The sequence below is a fragment of the Terrabacter aerolatus genome (assembly GCF_007991735.1).
Lineage (GTDB): Bacteria > Actinomycetota > Actinomycetes > Actinomycetales > Dermatophilaceae > Terrabacter > Terrabacter aerolatus.
In genome coordinates this window covers 32,116-47,617 of record NZ_BJYX01000025.1, presented here as the reverse complement: position 1 = coordinate 47,617, position 15,502 = coordinate 32,116, and the positions used below count along the sequence as shown (strand labels likewise).

The 15,502-nt window shown below is 72.0% G+C and carries 15 protein-coding genes; 5 read left to right on the top strand and 10 right to left on the bottom strand.

All coding sequences use genetic code 11. The features are described 5' to 3' along the window. Positions 1-103 precede the first annotated feature (103 nt). Genes TAE01_RS17620 through dapE form a run of 4 tightly spaced genes read right to left on the bottom strand, consistent with a single transcriptional unit; the run spans position 104 to position 3,666 of the window. Positions 104-1,318, bottom strand: a complete 1,215-nt coding sequence (locus TAE01_RS17620) for a putative hexosyltransferase (protein ID WP_147068116.1) — start codon at positions 1,316-1,318, stop codon at positions 104-106. Beyond that, positions 1,315-1,773: a cell division protein DivIVA gene (locus TAE01_RS20605; RefSeq protein WP_186815268.1), complete on the bottom strand. Its 459-nt coding sequence runs from the start codon at positions 1,771-1,773 to the stop codon at positions 1,315-1,317. Before TAE01_RS20605 ends, TAE01_RS17620 begins: the two co-directional genes overlap by 4 nt. Next, on the bottom strand, positions 1,770-2,543 hold the full coding sequence (locus TAE01_RS17615) for an LOG family protein (protein WP_147068115.1): 774 nt from the start codon (positions 2,541-2,543) through the stop codon (positions 1,770-1,772). Before TAE01_RS17615 ends, TAE01_RS20605 begins: the two co-directional genes overlap by 4 nt. A 22-nt stretch (positions 2,544-2,565) precedes the next feature. After that, on the bottom strand, positions 2,566-3,666 hold the full coding sequence (dapE, locus tag TAE01_RS17610) for a succinyl-diaminopimelate desuccinylase (protein ID WP_147068114.1): 1,101 nt from the start codon (positions 3,664-3,666) through the stop codon (positions 2,566-2,568). 134 nt (positions 3,667-3,800) lie between these two features. Here dapE and dapD point away from each other — a divergent pair, with 134 nt between their 5' ends. After that, positions 3,801-4,733 (top strand): 2,3,4,5-tetrahydropyridine-2,6-dicarboxylate N-succinyltransferase, encoded by a 933-nt coding sequence (gene dapD / locus TAE01_RS17605; protein WP_147068113.1) that lies wholly within the window; start codon positions 3,801-3,803, stop codon positions 4,731-4,733. A gap of 56 nt (positions 4,734-4,789) precedes the next feature. After that, positions 4,790-5,662, top strand: coding sequence for a hypothetical protein (locus TAE01_RS17600; protein ID WP_246111435.1), 873 nt, complete (start codon positions 4,790-4,792; stop codon positions 5,660-5,662). A 151-nt stretch (positions 5,663-5,813) separates the two neighbouring features. Here the strand turns inward: TAE01_RS17600 and TAE01_RS17595 are convergent, their stop codons facing one another. From TAE01_RS17595 to fdxA, 3 genes are all read right to left on the bottom strand, one after another. Continuing rightward, on the bottom strand, positions 5,814-7,094 hold the full coding sequence (locus tag TAE01_RS17595) for a citrate synthase (RefSeq protein ID WP_222594176.1): 1,281 nt from the start codon (positions 7,092-7,094) through the stop codon (positions 5,814-5,816). 167 nt (positions 7,095-7,261) lie between these two features. Then, positions 7,262-8,398 (bottom strand): succinyldiaminopimelate transaminase, encoded by a 1,137-nt coding sequence (dapC, locus tag TAE01_RS17590; protein ID WP_281289311.1) that lies wholly within the window; start codon positions 8,396-8,398, stop codon positions 7,262-7,264. Between the two features lie 2 nt (positions 8,399-8,400). Next, complete coding sequence (gene fdxA / locus TAE01_RS17585; RefSeq protein WP_020143133.1) at positions 8,401-8,727, bottom strand: ferredoxin; 327 nt, start codon at positions 8,725-8,727, stop codon at positions 8,401-8,403. A gap of 65 nt (positions 8,728-8,792) precedes the next feature. Here fdxA and TAE01_RS17580 point away from each other — a divergent pair, with 65 nt between their 5' ends. Continuing rightward, the gene (locus TAE01_RS17580) at positions 8,793-9,869 is read left to right on the top strand and encodes a GNAT family N-acetyltransferase (protein ID WP_246111434.1); all 1,077 of its coding nucleotides are present in this window, start codon (positions 8,793-8,795) and stop codon (positions 9,867-9,869) included. Between the two features lie 123 nt (positions 9,870-9,992). Here the strand turns inward: TAE01_RS17580 and TAE01_RS17575 are convergent, their stop codons facing one another. Continuing rightward, the gene (locus TAE01_RS17575; protein WP_246111433.1) at positions 9,993-11,618 is read right to left on the bottom strand and encodes a VanW family protein; all 1,626 of its coding nucleotides are present in this window, start codon (positions 11,616-11,618) and stop codon (positions 9,993-9,995) included. 206 nt (positions 11,619-11,824) lie between these two features. Next, positions 11,825-12,691, bottom strand: a complete 867-nt coding sequence (locus TAE01_RS17570; protein ID WP_186815267.1) for a LysR family transcriptional regulator — start codon at positions 12,689-12,691, stop codon at positions 11,825-11,827. 140 nt (positions 12,692-12,831) lie between these two features. Here TAE01_RS17570 and TAE01_RS17565 point away from each other — a divergent pair, with 140 nt between their 5' ends. Together TAE01_RS17565 and TAE01_RS17560 are read left to right on the top strand one after the other, a co-directional pair. After that, complete coding sequence (locus tag TAE01_RS17565; protein WP_246111432.1) at positions 12,832-13,569, top strand: acetoacetate decarboxylase; 738 nt, start codon at positions 12,832-12,834, stop codon at positions 13,567-13,569. A gap of 25 nt (positions 13,570-13,594) precedes the next feature. Continuing rightward, positions 13,595-14,392: a 3-hydroxybutyrate dehydrogenase gene (locus TAE01_RS17560; protein ID WP_147068108.1), complete on the top strand. Its 798-nt coding sequence runs from the start codon at positions 13,595-13,597 to the stop codon at positions 14,390-14,392. 97 nt (positions 14,393-14,489) lie between these two features. Here TAE01_RS17560 and mshB read toward each other — a convergent pair whose 3' ends face one another. After that, entirely contained in the window at positions 14,490-15,422 is a 933-nt protein-coding gene (mshB, locus tag TAE01_RS17555) for an N-acetyl-1-D-myo-inositol-2-amino-2-deoxy-alpha-D-glucopyranoside deacetylase (RefSeq protein WP_147068107.1), read from the bottom strand. Positions 15,423-15,502 lie beyond the last annotated feature (80 nt).

Sequence of the window (15,502 nt, the reverse complement as noted above, 5' to 3'; positions counted from 1 at the left end):
GGTCAGGTCAGGTCAGGTCAGGTCAGGTCAGGTCAGGTCAGGTCAGGTCAGGTCAGGTCAGGTCAGGTCAGGTCAGGTCAGGTCAGGCGGGGTGGGGTTCGGGTCATGGGGGGTAGTCGCTCGGGGGGACGAAGCGCCAGAGGATGTCGGTCCAGTAGTACTGCCCGACGACGCAGAGCACGATCAGGGGCACGAACCGCCACAGCATGCGCTTCCACGTGTTGCCGCGGCGGTCGGCCCAGCCGGCTCCCAGGATCACGACGAGCATCGGGAACAGCGGGATGAGGTAGCGGAAGATGCTCGTGAACGGGTCGAGGACCGCCGCGAGGTAGGCCGGGTAGGCGAGCGTCCACGTGCGCAGGTCGGCGCCGAGGTTGCGCGCCCAGGGCCCGGCGACCATCGCGACGACGACGAGCGGTACGACGACGAGCAGCACCGGCCCCCACGTCTCGCCGAACGCATACCTGGACATGCCGAGCCAGGGCGTGAACGGCTCGACGGTCCCCGAGCCGCGCCAGGTCGCCATGGTGTCGGTGTAGGCCGAGCGGACGCCGGTGCGCCACCACGCGATGGCGGGCCAGAGCAGCCCGGCGACGCCGCAGCCGACGAGCGCGGCGGCCATGGCGGCATACGTGCCCCTCGTGATCGGCCGGTCGCGGCGCGCGCGCCATCGCAGCACGACCACGACGAGGGTGACGAGCCCGAGCGGAACGGCGATCGGTCGGGAGAGACCGACGAGCAGGGCCACCGCGGTCGCGACGAGCCACCGCTCCTTGGCCAGCGCGTAGAGGTAGCCGACGAGGAGCAGCATCGCCAGCGACTCGGTGTAGGCGAGCTGGAGCGCCACCGAGGCGGGGAAGCTCGCCCACAGCGCCACGACGAGGTAGGTCGCGGGTTCGCCGATCCGGTCGCGCAGCAGCAGCCCCATGAGGACCGCCGCCCCGGCGCCGCAGAGCAGGGCGACCGTCGACCCGACGGCCGGGAAGCCGAGACCGGTGACGGCCATGCCGGCGCGGGCCAGGAACGGGAATAGCGGGTAGAACGCCCACGCGTTCTGCTGGACGTTGCCGGCCTCGCTCAGGGGCAGCTGGGACGGGTAGCCGTGCAGCGCGATCGTCTGGTACCACTGCCCGTCCCACAGTGCCGTGAAGGGGAAGTACGTCACCGGCACGTCGTCGCCGCCGGTCATCCCCGTCGGCACCTGGTGGTGCATGACGACGAGCAGGATCGTCGTCGTGACGACCCGGGCCAGCGCGTAGAGCGCGAGCACCCAGGGGATGAAGACGCGGCGAGGCCGCAGGACGAGCCCGTCGGTCATGGGGTGGGTTCGCGGCCGACCGTCGGTTCGGACGGCTCGGACGGCTCGTGCACCTCAGCGGTCTCCGGGGCGCCGGCCGGGTCGGGGGTCCCCGAAGCCTCGGCCGGACCCTCGGCAGGACCTTCGGCGGGAGCCCCGGCTGGGCTCTCGGCTGGACCCTCGGCGGCAGCCTGGGCGGGAGCGTCACCGCGCAGGACCGCGATCTCCTCGTCCTTCTCGCGCAGCTCGCGCCGGAGCCGGTCGACGACCCCGTCGACCTGGCTCATCCGGTAGCCACGCGCCCCGACGTCGAAGACGAGGTCGTCGAAGTCGGAGTCACGGATCGACTCGTCGGGCAACGGCTCGTGGCTCAGGCTCGTCGTGTTGCGGCCGAGGCCACCGCCAGCCAGACCGAGGACGAGGGCGACGACGAAGCACAGGACGATGACCGCGACGACGAGGATGAACCACTTCACGCCGGCGGCCCCTCGTAGCTGCGGATGGCCCGGACGGCTTCGTGCGGGTCGTCGGTGAGGACGAGCCGGTCGAGGTCGGAGGGGCTGATCATGCCGCCCTCGAGCACGGTGTCACGCAGCCAGTCGATGAGGCCCTGCCAGTACGTGACGCCCATGAGCACGATCGGGAACTCGGTGACCTTCTGCGTCTGGGCCAGGGTCACCGCCTCGAAGAGCTCGTCGAGGGTGCCGAAGCCGCCCGGCAGCACGATGAAGCCGCGGGAGTACTTGAGGAACATGACCTTGCGGGCGAAGAAGTAGCGGAAGTTGATGCCGAGGTCGACGTACTCGTTGAGACCCGTCTCGAAGGGCAGCTCGATGCCGAGCCCGACCGAGGTCCCCTTCGCCTCGAAGGCGCCCTTGTTGGCCGCCTCCATCGCGCCGGGGCCGCCTCCCGTGATGACGGCGTAGCCCGCCTCGGCGAGCAGTCGCCCCACCTCGACCCCGATGGCGTATGCCGGGTCGTCGGGTCGGGTGCGCGCCGAGCCGAACACGGCGGCCGCCGGTCCGAGCTCGGACAGGGTGCCGAAGCCCTCGACGAACTCGGACTGGATGCGCATGACCCGCCACGGGTCGGCGTGCAGCCACTCGTTGGGCTGGTGCGCCTCGAGCAGTCGCTGGTCGGTCGTCGTCACGGGCACCTTGTGGCGGCGCAGCATCACGGGGCCGGTCTGTCGCCGGTCCTCGTGCGGGCTGCCCGTGCCGATGGGTTCGGGTTGGTGGTCGGTCACAGCGCCACCCTATGCAACGAGCTCAGCCGAGCCAGCGCAGCAGGGCGGCCTCGGCGTCGACGTACTGGTGCACCGGGCAGCGCTCGTCGTCCATGTGGGCGAGGTTGGGGTCGCCCGGGCCGTAGTTGACGGCCGGGATGCCGAGCGCCGAGAAGCGCGCGACGTCGGTCCAGCCCTCCTTGGGGTTGACCTCGACGCCGAGGGCCTCGATGAACGCCTGGGCCGCGGGCAGGTGCAGGCCCGGGCGGGCACCGTCGGCGGCGTCGGTCAAGGTCACGTCGAAGCCCTCGAAGACCCGGCGGACGTGGGCCAGGGCCTCCTCCGTGTCCTTGTCGGGTGCGTAGCGGTAGTTGACCGTGACAGTGCAGCGGTCGGGCACGACGTTGCCGGCGATGCCGCCGCTGATCCCGACGGCCTGGAGCGCCTCGTGGTAGTCGAGACCGTCGACGGTGATCGTCTCGGCCTCGTAGGCGGTGAGGCGGGAGAGCACCGCGGCAGCGTCGTGGATGGCGTTGTGCCCCTTCCACGGCCGCGCCGAGTGCGAGGCGATGCCCTTGGTGACGATCTCGACGCGGAGGGTGCCCTTGCAGCCACCCTCGATGGCGCCGTTGGTCGGCTCGAGCAGCACGGCGAAGTCTCCGGCGAGCAGCTCCGGCGCGGTCTGGGCGAGGATCGCGAGCCCGTTGAACTTCCCGTCGATCTCCTCGCACTCGTAGAAGAGGAAGGTCAGGTCGCGGGTCGGCTCGGCGACCTGTGCCGCGATGCGCAGCATGACGCCGACGCCGCCCTTCATGTCGACCGTCCCCCGGCCCCAGAGCTCGCCCTCGACGTGCCGCGTCGGCAGGTTGGGCACCGACGTCAGCGGGACCGTGTCGATGTGTCCGGCCAGGACGACCCGCTCGGCGCGACCGAGCGAGGTGCGCGCGACGACGGTGTTGCCGTGGCGGGTGACCTCGAGGTGCGCGAGCGGTCGCAGCGCGGCCTCGATGGCTCCGGCGAGGGCCGCCTCGCCCTGGCTCACCGACTCGATGTCGCAGACGGCAGCGGTCAGCGACGTGACGTCGGCTGACAGGTCGAGGGAGTCGCTGGTGGTCGGTTCGGCGGACGGGGAGGTCGACGGCATACGCCGAGGTTATCCGCCGCCGGGGAGACGGGGCGCGGACGAGCGGGCGCCGGTGCCGCCTCCGCGGATGCCACACCGCCCGAGGCGTGGGTCGGCGTCACACGACGGTCCCGACGCCCCATATCCTTGCGGCCATGTCGGAGCGCAACGCATGGGGTCACGGACTGACGACGATCACGGACGACGGGCAGGTGCTCGACACCTGGTTCCCGCAGCCGGCGATCGGTGACCGATCGGCCGACGCCGCGGCCCCCGAAGGGCTGGCCGCGCTGGTGGGCACCGACGAGGCGCGCCGGGTGCGCACCGAGGTCCGTCTCGTGGAGATCGACCTCGACACTCCCCCGGCCGACGCGCCTGACGCATACCTGCGCCTGCACCTGCTGTCGCACTGCCTCGTCCGGCCCAACACGATCAACCTCGACGGCGTCTTCGGCGCCCTGCCCAACATCGCCTGGACGAGCGCCGGGGCCTGCGCCGTCGACGGCTTCGAGCAGACCCGGATGCGCCTGCGCGCCCGCGGCCAGCACGTCGCCGTGTACGGCGTCGACAAGTTCCCTCGCATGACCGACTTCGTCGTGCCCCAGGGCGTGCGCATCGCCGACGCCGACCGCGTCCGGCTCGGGGCCCACCTGTCGGCGGGCACGACCGTCATGCACGAGGGCTTCTGCAACTTCAACGCCGGCACGCTGGGCACCTCCATGGTCGAGGGCCGCATCGTGCAGGGCGTCGTCGTCGGCGACGGGTCCGACATCGGCGCCGGCGCCTCGATCATGGGCACCCTCTCGGGCGGCGGCACGGAACGCGTCAGCATCGGCGAGCGTTGTCTCGTCGGTGCCAACGGTGGCATCGGCATCGCCCTCGGCGACGACTGCGTCGTCGAGGCCGGGCTCTACGTGACGGCCGGCACCAAGGTGACGCTGCCCGACGGCAGCGTCGTCAAGGCCAAGGAGCTCTCGGGGTCCAGCAACGTGCTGTTCATCCGCAACAGCGTCACCGGCGCCGTGGAGGCCCGTGACCGCAAGGGCACCGGCATCACGTTGAACGCCGCCCTCCACACCAACGACTGACCCAGACCGGCCCGCCCGGTTCAGAACAGAGCCGGACCACCCGAGGACCAGACCCCATGCCGACGAAACGACCGCGCCCGACCCTTGCCGACTCGCGGCCCCGCTCACCAGCGCGCCGCCGACGCCGGTGGCTGACCGCGCTGCTCGTCGTCGCCGTCATCGGGACCGCCGGCTGGTTCGGGGCGCGCTTCCTCATCCAGAGCGTCATCAACCCGCAGTGCACCATCCAGGCCGCCGGGACCACCGAGACCTTCGACCCGGACCAGACGGCCAACGCCGCTCTCATCTCGGCGCTGTCGATCAAGCGCGGGCTGCCACCGCGGGCGGCGACCATCGCCCTGACGACGGCGTTCCAGGAGTCGAAGATCCGCAACCTGCGCTACGGCGACCGTGACTCCCTCGGACTCTTCCAGCAGCGGCCGAGCCAGGGATGGGGCACGGCCGAGCAGATCCTCGACCCGGTGCACGCGACGAACGCCTTCTACGACGCGCTCGTGAAGTACCGGGGCTACGAGACCGCCGACATCACGACGATCGCCCAGCAGGTGCAGAAGAGCGGCTTCCCCGAGGCCTACCGCGACCACGAGGGCCAGGGCCGGGTCCTCGCCTCGACGCTGACCGGCCACTCCCCCGCGGGCCTCACCTGCCGCCTCGACGCCGTCAAGACGAGCGTCTCGCCCCAACGCGTCGCGAGCGACCTCGCGGAGCAGATGGGAGTCGTCTCGGCCCGACCGGGCAGCGGGTTGCTGACCGTCACGGCACGGGACACGACGACCGCCTGGGCCGTGGCCCAGTGGGCCGTCGCCCGCGCCGACCTCTACGGCGCCTCCAAGGTCACCATCGGCGACCGCGCCTGGCAGCGTTCCGACGGCGACGTGGGCTGGTCGTCGGGCGCCGCCGGCACGACGGTGACGATCAACCTCGGCTGAGCCCCACCGCATACGGCCACTCGAGGCCGCGGCCACGCGGCCGCTCGGCCACGCACTGTCCGTCGGCGGCAGGTCCAGGCCGTCGGGGGACGCGAACGGCCCGCCCCGCTGGTGCGGGACGGGCCGTCGTGCGGTCCGGTGAGCGCGTGGCTCAGGCGGGGTAGCTGCGCTGGGCCTCGCCCGTGTAGATCTGGCGCGGGCGGCCGATCTTCGTCTCGGGGTCGGTCATCATCTCGCGCCACTGGGCGATCCAGCCCGGGAGGCGGCCGATGGCGAAGAGCACGGTGAACATCTTCGACTCGAAGCCCATGGCCTTGTAGATGAGGCCGGTGTAGAAGTCGACGTTCGGGTAGAGCTTGCGCTCGACGAAGTAGTCGTCGGCCAGGGCGATCTCCTCGAGGCCCTTGGCGATCTCGAGGAGCGGGTCGTTCTGGCCGAGCTTCTCGAGGATGTCGTCGGCGGCCTTCTTGATGATGGCGGCGCGCGGGTCGTAGTTCTTGTAGACGCGGTGCCCGAAGCCCATGAGGCGGACACCGTCCTCCTTGTTCTTGACCTTCTCCATGAACTTCTTCGGGTCGTCGCCCGACTCGTGGAGCTTGCCGAGCATCTCGAGGACGGCCTGGTTGGCGCCGCCGTGCAGCGGGCCCGACAGGGCGTGGATGCCGGCCGAGACCGAGTTGAAGAGGTTCGCGTGGGCCGAGCCGACGAGGCGCACCGTCGAGGTCGAGCAGTTCTGCTCGTGGTCGGCGTGCAGGATGAAGAGCAGGTCGAGGGCCTTGGCCACGGTCGGGTCGACCTCGTAGGGCTCGACGGGGTAGCCGAACGTCATCCGCAGGAAGTTCTCGACGAACGACAGCGAGTTGTCGGGGTACATGTACGGCTGGCCGACGCTCTTCTTGTGCGCCATGGCCGCGATGGTCGGCAGCTTGGCGAGGAGGCGGACGGTCGAGATCTCGACCTGCTCCTGGTCGAAGGGGTCGAGGCTGTCCTGGTAGAACGTGCCGAGCGCCGAGACGGCCGAGCTGAGGACCGGCATCGGGTGGGCGTCGCGCGGGAAGCCGTTGAAGAAGGCGCGGAGGTCCTCGTGCAGCATCGTGTGCCGGCGGATCGAGTCCTCGAAGCGGGTCAGCTCCTCGGGCGTCGGGAGCTCGCCGTAGATGAGCAGGTAGGAGACCTCGACGAACGTGGACTTCTCGGCCAGCTCGGCGATGGGGTAGCCGCGGTAGCGCAGGATGCCCTCGTCACCGTCGATGTAGGTGATCGCGCTCTTGCACGACGCGGTGTTGACGAAACCGACGTCGTACGTGACGAGGCCGGTCTCCTTGAGCAAGGACCCGACCCCGAGTCCGTCGTTGCCCTCGACGGCGCCGACTCCCGGGAACGTGAGTTCCTTGTCTGCGACCTTGAGTGTCGCGTCCACTGCCTTCGTCACTGTTCCTCCGCCTCCTGTAACTCCGGCCCAACGTCGCCGGACGTATCCGCGAGCGACGTTACCCCAGCGTCGGGTCCGCTGAGAAAACAGGTCCACCCCCATACCACCGCCCGGGCCCGCGCACGCCGGGTGACGGCGGCCTGGGCGGGGCGGCCCTCAGGGCGCGGTCAGAGGCGCGCGCAGGCCGCGGCGACGCGCTCGTCGGTGGCGGTGAGCGCGATGCGGACGTGGTGGGCTCCGGCCGCGCCGTAGAAGGCACCGGGCGCCACGAGGATCCCGCGGTCCGCGAGGTCGGAAACCGTTGTCCAACAGTCCTCCCCGCGGGTGGCCCAGAGGTAGAGGCCGGCGTCGGAGTGCTCGACCCGCAGCCCTGCCCGGGTGACTGCGGCCAGCAGCAGCTCGCGCCGCCGGGCGTATGCCGCCCGCTGCGTCTGCACGTGGGTGTCGTCGCGCAGGGCGACCGCCATGGCGTGCTGGACGGGGGTCGGCATGATCATGCCGGCGTGCTTGCGCACCTCGAGGATGGACCCGATGAGGGCGGGGTCGCCGGCGACGAAGGCCGCGCGGTAGCCCGCGAGGTTGGACTGCTTGGAGAGGGAGTAGACGGCGAGCAGTCCCTCGTGCGATCCCTCGCACACGTCGGGGTGCAGGATGCTCGGCGTCGAGGTGCCGACGTGTCCCTCGCGCCAGTCCAGCTCGGCGTAGCACTCGTCACTCGCGACGACGACGCCGTGCTCGCGGGCCCACGACACCACCTTGCGCAGGTGCTCGACCCCGAGCACCTGGCCGTTCGGGTTGCCGGGACTGTTGAGCCACAACAGTTTCGGCGTCGTCGCGGCCGTGAGCGGCCCGAGGCTCGTCAGGGACTGCGCCACCACGGCCGTGGCCCCGGCGATGCGCGCCCCGATGTCGTAGGTCGGGTAGGCGACGGCCGGGATGCCGACGACGTCACCGCCGCGCAGACCGAGCAGCGTCGGCAGCCACGCGACGAGCTCCTTGCTGCCGATGGTGGGCAGGACCGCGTCGGCGGTCAGGCCGGTGACCCCACGACGGCGCTCGAACCACTCGCAGATCGCGGCCCGCAGGTCGGCCGTGCCGACGGTCAGCGGGTAGCCGGGGGCGTCGGCCGCGTCGGCCAGCGCCTGCCGCACGATCTCGGGCGTCGGGTCGACGGGGGTGCCGACCGACAGGTCGACGATGCCCTCCGGATGTGCGACCGCTCGCGCCTTGTACGGCGCGAGCGAGTCCCACGGGAAGTCCGGGAGGTCGAGCCCACGCACGGACGCGCCGGGCACGACGGGCACGGTCACTCGTCGTGTTCCTGCGGCGGGAGCGCCTCGATGAGCGGGTGGTCCTTGTCGATGACGCCGAGCTTCGCGGCGCCGCCGGGGCTGCCCAGGTCGTTGAAGAACTCGACGTTGGCGTTGTAGTAGTCGGCCCACTGCTCGGGGACGTCGTCCTCGTAGTAGATCGCCTCGACGGGGCAGACCGGCTCGCACGCACCGCAGTCGACGCACTCGTCGGGGTGGATGTAGAGCGACCGCTTGCCCTCGTAGATGCAGTCGACCGGACACTCCTCGATGCAGGCACGGTCCTTCAGGTCGACGCAAGGCTGGGCGATGACGTAGGTCATGGGGGTGCGGACCTCCTGCTGTGGAGCGTTCGGGAGCGGATGCTGCACCGCCTAGTATGCCGGACATGAACGCCGAGCCCACCGACGGCCCCACGGATGAGACCGACCCGCAGCCGTCCACCGGGGCCTCTGCCGGGCACCGGCTCAGCGCGGCGCTGACGGTGGGCAGCCGCGTCGTCGTGCGCTACCGCCTCGCCGAGGGCGCGGGGGCGGGGGCGACCGACTTCCTCGGCGAGCTCGTCGCTCGCGACGAGGACTTCCTCGTCGTCGACACGAGGTCCGAGCGGGTCAAGCTGATCCGCGCCGACGTCATCGCCGCCAAGGACGTCCCGCCCCCGGCGAGCCGTCGCGGCCATGCTCACGAGCGCATCTCGGCCGACGACCTCGAGAAGCTCATGGCCAAGGGCTGGGAGGCCCTGGACCGCGGTGGCCTCGGCGACTGGGTGCTCCGCGCCTCGGAGGGGTTCACCGGTCGCGCCAACTCCGCACTCGTCGTGGGAGACCCGAGCCTTCCGGTCGACAAGGCCGTCGACTTCGTCGAGAAGTGGTACTCCGACCGCGGTCGCCCGACGATCTTCCAGGTGCACGGTGAACGCGGGTTCGTCGTCGAGGAGCTCCCGGTCGCCGCGGCCCTGCTCGAGCGCGGATACACCCTGGGCGGCGGTCGTGCCGACTGGCAGCGGGTGCTCATCATGACCGGCCTCTCCGCGGCGGTCCCTCCGCTCACCGAGGCGTCGGCGCCCGTGACGGCCGACGCCGAGCTGAAGATGGACTGGCTCCTGGCCTACGGCCAGCAGCGGTCGATCGTCCCTGGAGCGACGGAGGCCGTCCTCACGGGCAGCGACGGCCAGCTCTTCCTGTCGGTGAGCGAACCGGACAGCGGCCGGATAATCGCCATCACCCGGATGGCGATCCATCCCGGCTGGGCCGGCATCTTCGGTCTGTGGGTGCACCCCGACCACCGCCGCGAGGGCCTCGCCTCGACGCTCGTCTCGGCGGTCGCCATGGTGGCGCGCGAGAACAACATGCCGGCGATCTACCTCCAGGTGTCGGCCGACAACACCGACGGCGTGGCCTTCTGGGAGGCGCTCGGCTTCGCCGTGCACCACGAGTACACCTACCTCAGCCGCCCGAACGCCTGATGCATCTCGGCCGCCGCCGCGTCAGGGCGGCGTCGCGCGCGGGTTGGTGCAGATGATGTGGTCCTCGGGCACGTAGTGCGTCGTCACGGGCTCGGTGCGCACGAGCGCGCTCGATCCGGGCCGTCACCACTGCCGGGTGACCGTCACGTCGAACCCGGGGTTGGGCTGCTGTGGGTAGCACTTCAGGCTGTCGTCACGGATCGTCTTGGGCGGCACGACGTTGCGACGCCCTCCCTTGACCGAGGTGACGTCCCAGGTCTTCGTGCTCCACACCCGCCCGTGGACGCTGCCACCTTCCACCCAGGTCTGCAGGAGCATCCCGTAGGGGGTGTCGTTCTTCCACTTGTTGTCGATCGTCGGCCAGTAGACGGTCGCCTCGCGGCCCTCCGGGTAGCGCGGGATGAAGAACGCGTGCGGACTGAACTGGATGAAGTCCACGCCCGCGAAGTAGGCCAGGTTGTAGACGACCGTCGACACCTGGCTGATGCCCCCGCCGGTGCCGCGCGTCAGGCGACCGTCGATGATGACGGTCCCGTCGGCATACCCCTTGTCCTCGGTGCGTTCGCCGAGGATGGCGTTGAGGCTGAAGGTTCCCCCGGGAGGCACGTAGGTGCCGTCGATGTGCTGGGCCGCCACGACGAGGTTGTGGGTCCGGGTGGGGTCGTTCGTCGGGAACGGAGAGCTGAAGTCGGCCACGAGCTCGTTGATCCCGGCCTTCTGGGCGTCCTCGGTGGTGAACGGCGGCTGGGCGTGGGCGGGACCGACGTCGACGGTCCGGTCGGTGCCGGAGATGGCGGCGACCGCGCGCGCGGCCAGGGCGTTCTCGTCGACGGTGAGCCCGTCGACCGACGGCACGAGGCGGGGCTTGCCGTGGCCCGCCTCGAACTCCCACCGGGCGCTCGTCGCCGCGCGCGTCGTCACCGTGACCTTGCTCGCGACGAGTCGCGCGAGCGCCGTCTCGTCGAAGTGGGGGGTCAGTCGCCCGGACGCGTCGGCGACGACGGACACGGTGGGGGCGTACTCCGACGGGTCGAGCCGCACGCGGGTCGAGCCGGACACGAGCGTCAGGGGCTCGGACATCGCCGTGGTCCCGAAGTCGGAGGCCATCGCCTCGACGGCGTCGCCGCTCACCAGGGGCGGGGTCTCGCGGACGACAGCGGTGGCCTGGGTCGAGTCGGGGAAGGCCCTGCGGAGCGCCAGCTTGGTGGCCGGCACGTCCAGCGTGTGGCCCGGGACCGGCATGTCGACGGCCACCGAGCCGCCCGGGAAGGTCACCCGACCCTCGACGGGCGCGACGGCGACCGACGGGGCGAGCCGGTCGACGTAGGCGGTCAGGGCGTCGTCGTCCGCGCTCGTCAGCAGCGGCGCGCGGACCGAGCCCGTGAGCCGGTCCCAGACGGTGCGCGGGTCGAGCGTCAGGCCGGTGAGCCCCTCGAGCGAACGGTCGGCGTCGACGGCGAGGCCGGCGTCGCCCGGCACGACCTGGACCGGCTCGTCGCGCCCCGGCACGCTCAGCCCGATGGGGGTGGACAGGAGCGGACGCGAGCCCGCCGCGATGGCTGCCCGCGCAGACTCCGGCGTCATGCCGCCGACCTGGATGCCGCCGACGGACACCGAGGCCGGCACGTGCTCCGAGGACCACACGCACAGGCCCGCGTACCCGCCGCCGAGGACGAGCGCGGCCACGAAGAGGCGCATCGCGGTGGAGCGTCGCTCTCGCCGCGTGTCGTCGTACCAGTCGTCGGCCATGGGTTCTCCGGTCAGGGGACATCGAACGGCACGAAAATAACCCCATTCGGGCGCCGGACCCGCGAGGCAGCGCCGGTGGGAGCGCCAGCGCGCCGGGTGGCCCCCGGCCCCCGGATCCTCGAGCGATCCCTCCAGCCAACCCCTCGCGGGCCCGAGCGATCCCCGAGCGAGACCTCGGCGGCGGCGGCCCGGCCGAGGACGACCCGCTACCTCCGCTCGAGCCCCTGACGCGACGAGACCCGGAGCGCCAGCTCCTCGAGCACGTCCCCGTGCGGGTGGCCGGCCCGCGCCGGCCGAACGAGGACGATCGTGCTCGGCGGCGCGTCGGGGACGTCGACGTAGCGAACCCCCGGGTGGGGGCGGCTGCGCGCGGACCGGGGCAGGACGCCGACACCGCGGTCAGCGGCGACCATCTCGATCCACTCGTCGTAGGTGCGCGTGCTGACGGCGACCGCCGGACGAGCCGAGGCCGGCCACAGCGCCGGCCCCACGGTGCCGCTCCCGGCGTTGACGACGAGCGGGTGCTCGGCCAGCTCGGCCCACGTGACCCGCCGGCGGCGGGACAGGGCGTGACCTCGGGCGACGGCGACGATCCGCGGCTCGCTGGCGAGCGGCACGACGCGCAGGCCGGCGCTGCGGCGGCCGCCGTCGTGGACCACCGCGGCGTCGGTGTGGCCGCCGAGGACTCCCCCCGAGCGGTCGTCACGCCGCACGAGCTCGATCGTCCCGCCGGTGGTCAGCTCGTAGCGGCGCGTCACCTCGCGGACGAGCTCGCTCGGCAGCAGCCAGGTGAAACCGAGGCGGAGCGTCGGGTGGTCGCTGACCGCCCGCAGCGCCGTGTCGAGGCGCGGCAGCACCGACTCGAGCTCGTCGCGCAACCGCTCCCCCGACGCCGTCAGGACCACGCTGCGCGTCGTCCGCGCCACGAGCTGCACCCCCAGGGCTGCCTCGAGCCTCGCCAGGGAGCGGGTGAGCGTGGGCTGGCTGACCCGGGCCGTGGCCGCGGCGCGCGAGAAGTGCGGGTCGTCGGCGAGCACCGTGAACAGTCTCAGGTCGCGCAGCTGGACATCCATGCACCAAGTGTATGAATGAGCGTTGACCTGCATTTCTCTTCCCGTAGCAGGCTTCCTAGCGTTGAGGGATGAAGAGTCGGACGGCCCCCGGGCGCGGACCCTCCACCGACCACCACGACGCGCCCCTGGAAGAGACCACTGTGCGAAGCCAGGACGTCCTCGCAGCGACGACCACCCCCCTCGGAGGCGCGGCCTTCCCCGCCGGGCCCTACCGGTTCGTCGACCGGGAGTACCTCACCATCACCTACCGCACCGACCTCGACGCCGTTCGAGCCGTCGTCCCCGAGCCGCTCGAGGTCGTCGAACCCCTCGTGCGGTTCGAGGTGATCCGGATGCCCGACAGCTCGGGTCTCGGGAGCTACACCGAGTCGGGCCAGGTGCTCCGGGTCCGCCACGAGGGGCAGACGGCCGAGTACATCCACTCGATGTACCTCGACAACGCGCCGGCCATCGCCCTGGGCCGCGAGGGCAGCGCGTACCCCAAGAAGCTCGGTCGCCCGAGCCTCTCGGTCGATGCCGACACCCTTGTGGGCACCCTCGACTACGGCAGCCTGCGCGTGGCCACGGCCACGATGGGCTTCAAGCACGCACCCATGGACCTCGAGACGGCTCGGGCGGAGGTCGGGATCCCGACGTACATGCTCAAGCTCGTCCCCGGCTACGACGGTCGGCCCCGCATCGCCGAGCTCGTGCGATCGCAGATCACCGACCTCACCGTGCGCGGCGCCTGGACCGGCCCCGCCCGGCTGCAGCTCTTCGAGCACGCCCTCGCGCCCCTCGCCGACCTCCCCGTGCTCGAGGTCGTCGGCGCCAGCCACATCCTGACCGACCTGACGCTCCCCCGCGCCGAGCTGGTCCACGACTACCTCGCGGCCTGACCGGCCGCAGCAAGGAGCACCCACCATGAGCTTCACACCCGCCGACCACGCCCCCGCCAGCGGCGTCGAGGAGATCGCCCTCGACCTCGGCGGACGCACCGCGCTCGTGACCGGGGCCGGCAGCGGCATCGGCCGCGCCACCGCCCTGCGCCTGGCCCGGGCCGGCGCCCACGTGCGAGCCCTCGACGTCACGAGGGCTGCGGTCGAGGAGCTCGCCGACCTCACGGGCGGTACCGCCGAGGTGCTCGACCTCTCCGACTTCGACGCCGTCGGTGCCCTCGACCCGACCGCCGACGTCCTCGTCAACTGTGCCGGCATCCAGCACGTCGCCCCGATCGAGCAGTTCCCGCCGGAGCAGTTCTCTCGGATCCTGCGCATCATGCTCGAGGCACCGTTCCGCCTCGTGCGTGGCGCTCTCCCCGGCATGTACGCCCAGGGCTGGGGGCGCGTCGTCAACGTCTCGTCGGTGCACGGCATCCGGGCCTCGGCCTACAAGAGCGCCTACGTGGCGGCCAAGCACGGTCTCGAGGGACTGTCCAAGGTGGTGGCGCTGGAGGGGGCCGCCCACGGCGTCACGTCGAACTGCGTCGACCCCGGCTACGTCCGCACCCCGCTCGTCGACCAGCAGATCGCCGACCAGGCCGCGGCCCACGGCATCTCCGAGGAGCAGGTGCTCGGTGAGGTGATGCTGGCGTCCGCCGCCCTCAAGCGACTCGTCGAACCCGCCGAGGTCGCCGAGATGGTGGCCTTCGTCTGCAGCCGCACCGCAGCCTCCATGACGGGGACGTCGCTCGTCGTCGACGGCGGCTGGAGCGCCCGTTGACCCGGTCGGCTCCGGGTCGCCCGCTCCCGCGGGCACGGGCGTAGACGGCATAGGCAGACGCAGACGCACCCGGAGGGTCGACGACGAGTCAGACGAGTCAGCCGAGCAGACCGGCCTCGCCCGGCTCGACGGCGCCACCGACCGTCTCCCAGCCCAGCGGGTCGACCCGACGGAAGCCCTCCCGCGCCGTCGTCCGTGCGGCCACGAGATTGGAGAGGGCGTGCACGTCCTCGCCGGCCACGATCACCTGGGTCGCGTGGGCCCGCAGGGCGGCGTTCTTGACCGACCTCGCCGCCTCGTCGACGACGGCGTGCGTCACGAGCGCGTCGTCGACCACGGACGGCGGGAACGGGTCGTCGGTCGCCGGGACGACGAGCCGCGGCGGCTCGGGCGCACCGACGCCGAGGTCCTGCTCCCGCCACCACGCGGTGGTGTCGAGGTGCGCGGGATCGGCGGCCTGCAGCCAGCGCCTGTCGTCGCGGGCCCACGCGACGGGGGTGAGGATCTCGAAGGCGCGTCCCGGCCGGTCGCTGGGCGCGAGCAGCTCGAGGGCCCGCCGGGTCACGCGGTGCGTCTGGATGTGGTCGGGATGGCCGTAGCCGCCGTGCTCGTCGTAGGTCACGACGACGTCGACACGAAGCCGGCGCACGAGGTCCGCGACGAGCCCGCCCGCCTCGTCGAGGTCGGCCGCGGCGAACGCCTCGGGCCGGGCGGCCGCCGGCGAGCCCACCATCCCGGAGTCGCGGTAGCGCGACAGTCGTCCCCGGTCCGGGTCGGCCCCGAGCACGTGCATGACGACGCCGAGACGGTCCAGCGCCCGCCGGAGCTCACCGTGGCGGTAGGGCCCGAGCCGGTCGTCCGGGTCGCCCTCGAGGTGCGCGAGACCGGGCGGGATCACCTCGCCCTCCTCCCCCAGCGTGCAGGTGAGGACGTGCACCTCGTCGCCGCGCGCGACGTGGTGGGCCATGGCGACCCCGCACGTCAGCGTCTCGTCGTCGGGGTGGGCGTGGACGAAGAGCAGTCGCGACACGGGAACCTCTCGGATCGTCAGGTCAGGAGGCCGGCAGGGGCGGACGGGTCGGGGGCTCGGCACGCCGGTCGGCGCCGGAG

Coding starts and splice junctions, on each gene's coding strand:
- TAE01_RS17620 (WP_147068116.1), bottom strand. CDS start 1,318: ATGACCGACGGGCTCGTCCTGCGGCCTCGCCGCGTCTTCATCCCCTGG.
- dapE (WP_147068114.1), bottom strand. CDS start 3,666: ATGCCGTCGACCTCCCCGTCCGCCGAACCGACCACCAGCGACTCCCTC.
- dapD (WP_147068113.1), top strand. CDS start 3,801: ATGTCGGAGCGCAACGCATGGGGTCACGGACTGACGACGATCACGGAC.
- TAE01_RS17600 (WP_246111435.1), top strand. CDS start 4,790: ATGCCGACGAAACGACCGCGCCCGACCCTTGCCGACTCGCGGCCCCGC.
- fdxA (WP_020143133.1), bottom strand. CDS start 8,727: ATGACCTACGTCATCGCCCAGCCTTGCGTCGACCTGAAGGACCGTGCC.
- TAE01_RS17580 (WP_246111434.1), top strand. CDS start 8,793: ATGAACGCCGAGCCCACCGACGGCCCCACGGATGAGACCGACCCGCAG.
- TAE01_RS17575 (WP_246111433.1), bottom strand. CDS start 11,618: ATGGCCGACGACTGGTACGACGACACGCGGCGAGAGCGACGCTCCACC.
- TAE01_RS17570 (WP_186815267.1), bottom strand. CDS start 12,691: ATGGATGTCCAGCTGCGCGACCTGAGACTGTTCACGGTGCTCGCCGAC.
- TAE01_RS17560 (WP_147068108.1), top strand. CDS start 13,595: ATGAGCTTCACACCCGCCGACCACGCCCCCGCCAGCGGCGTCGAGGAG.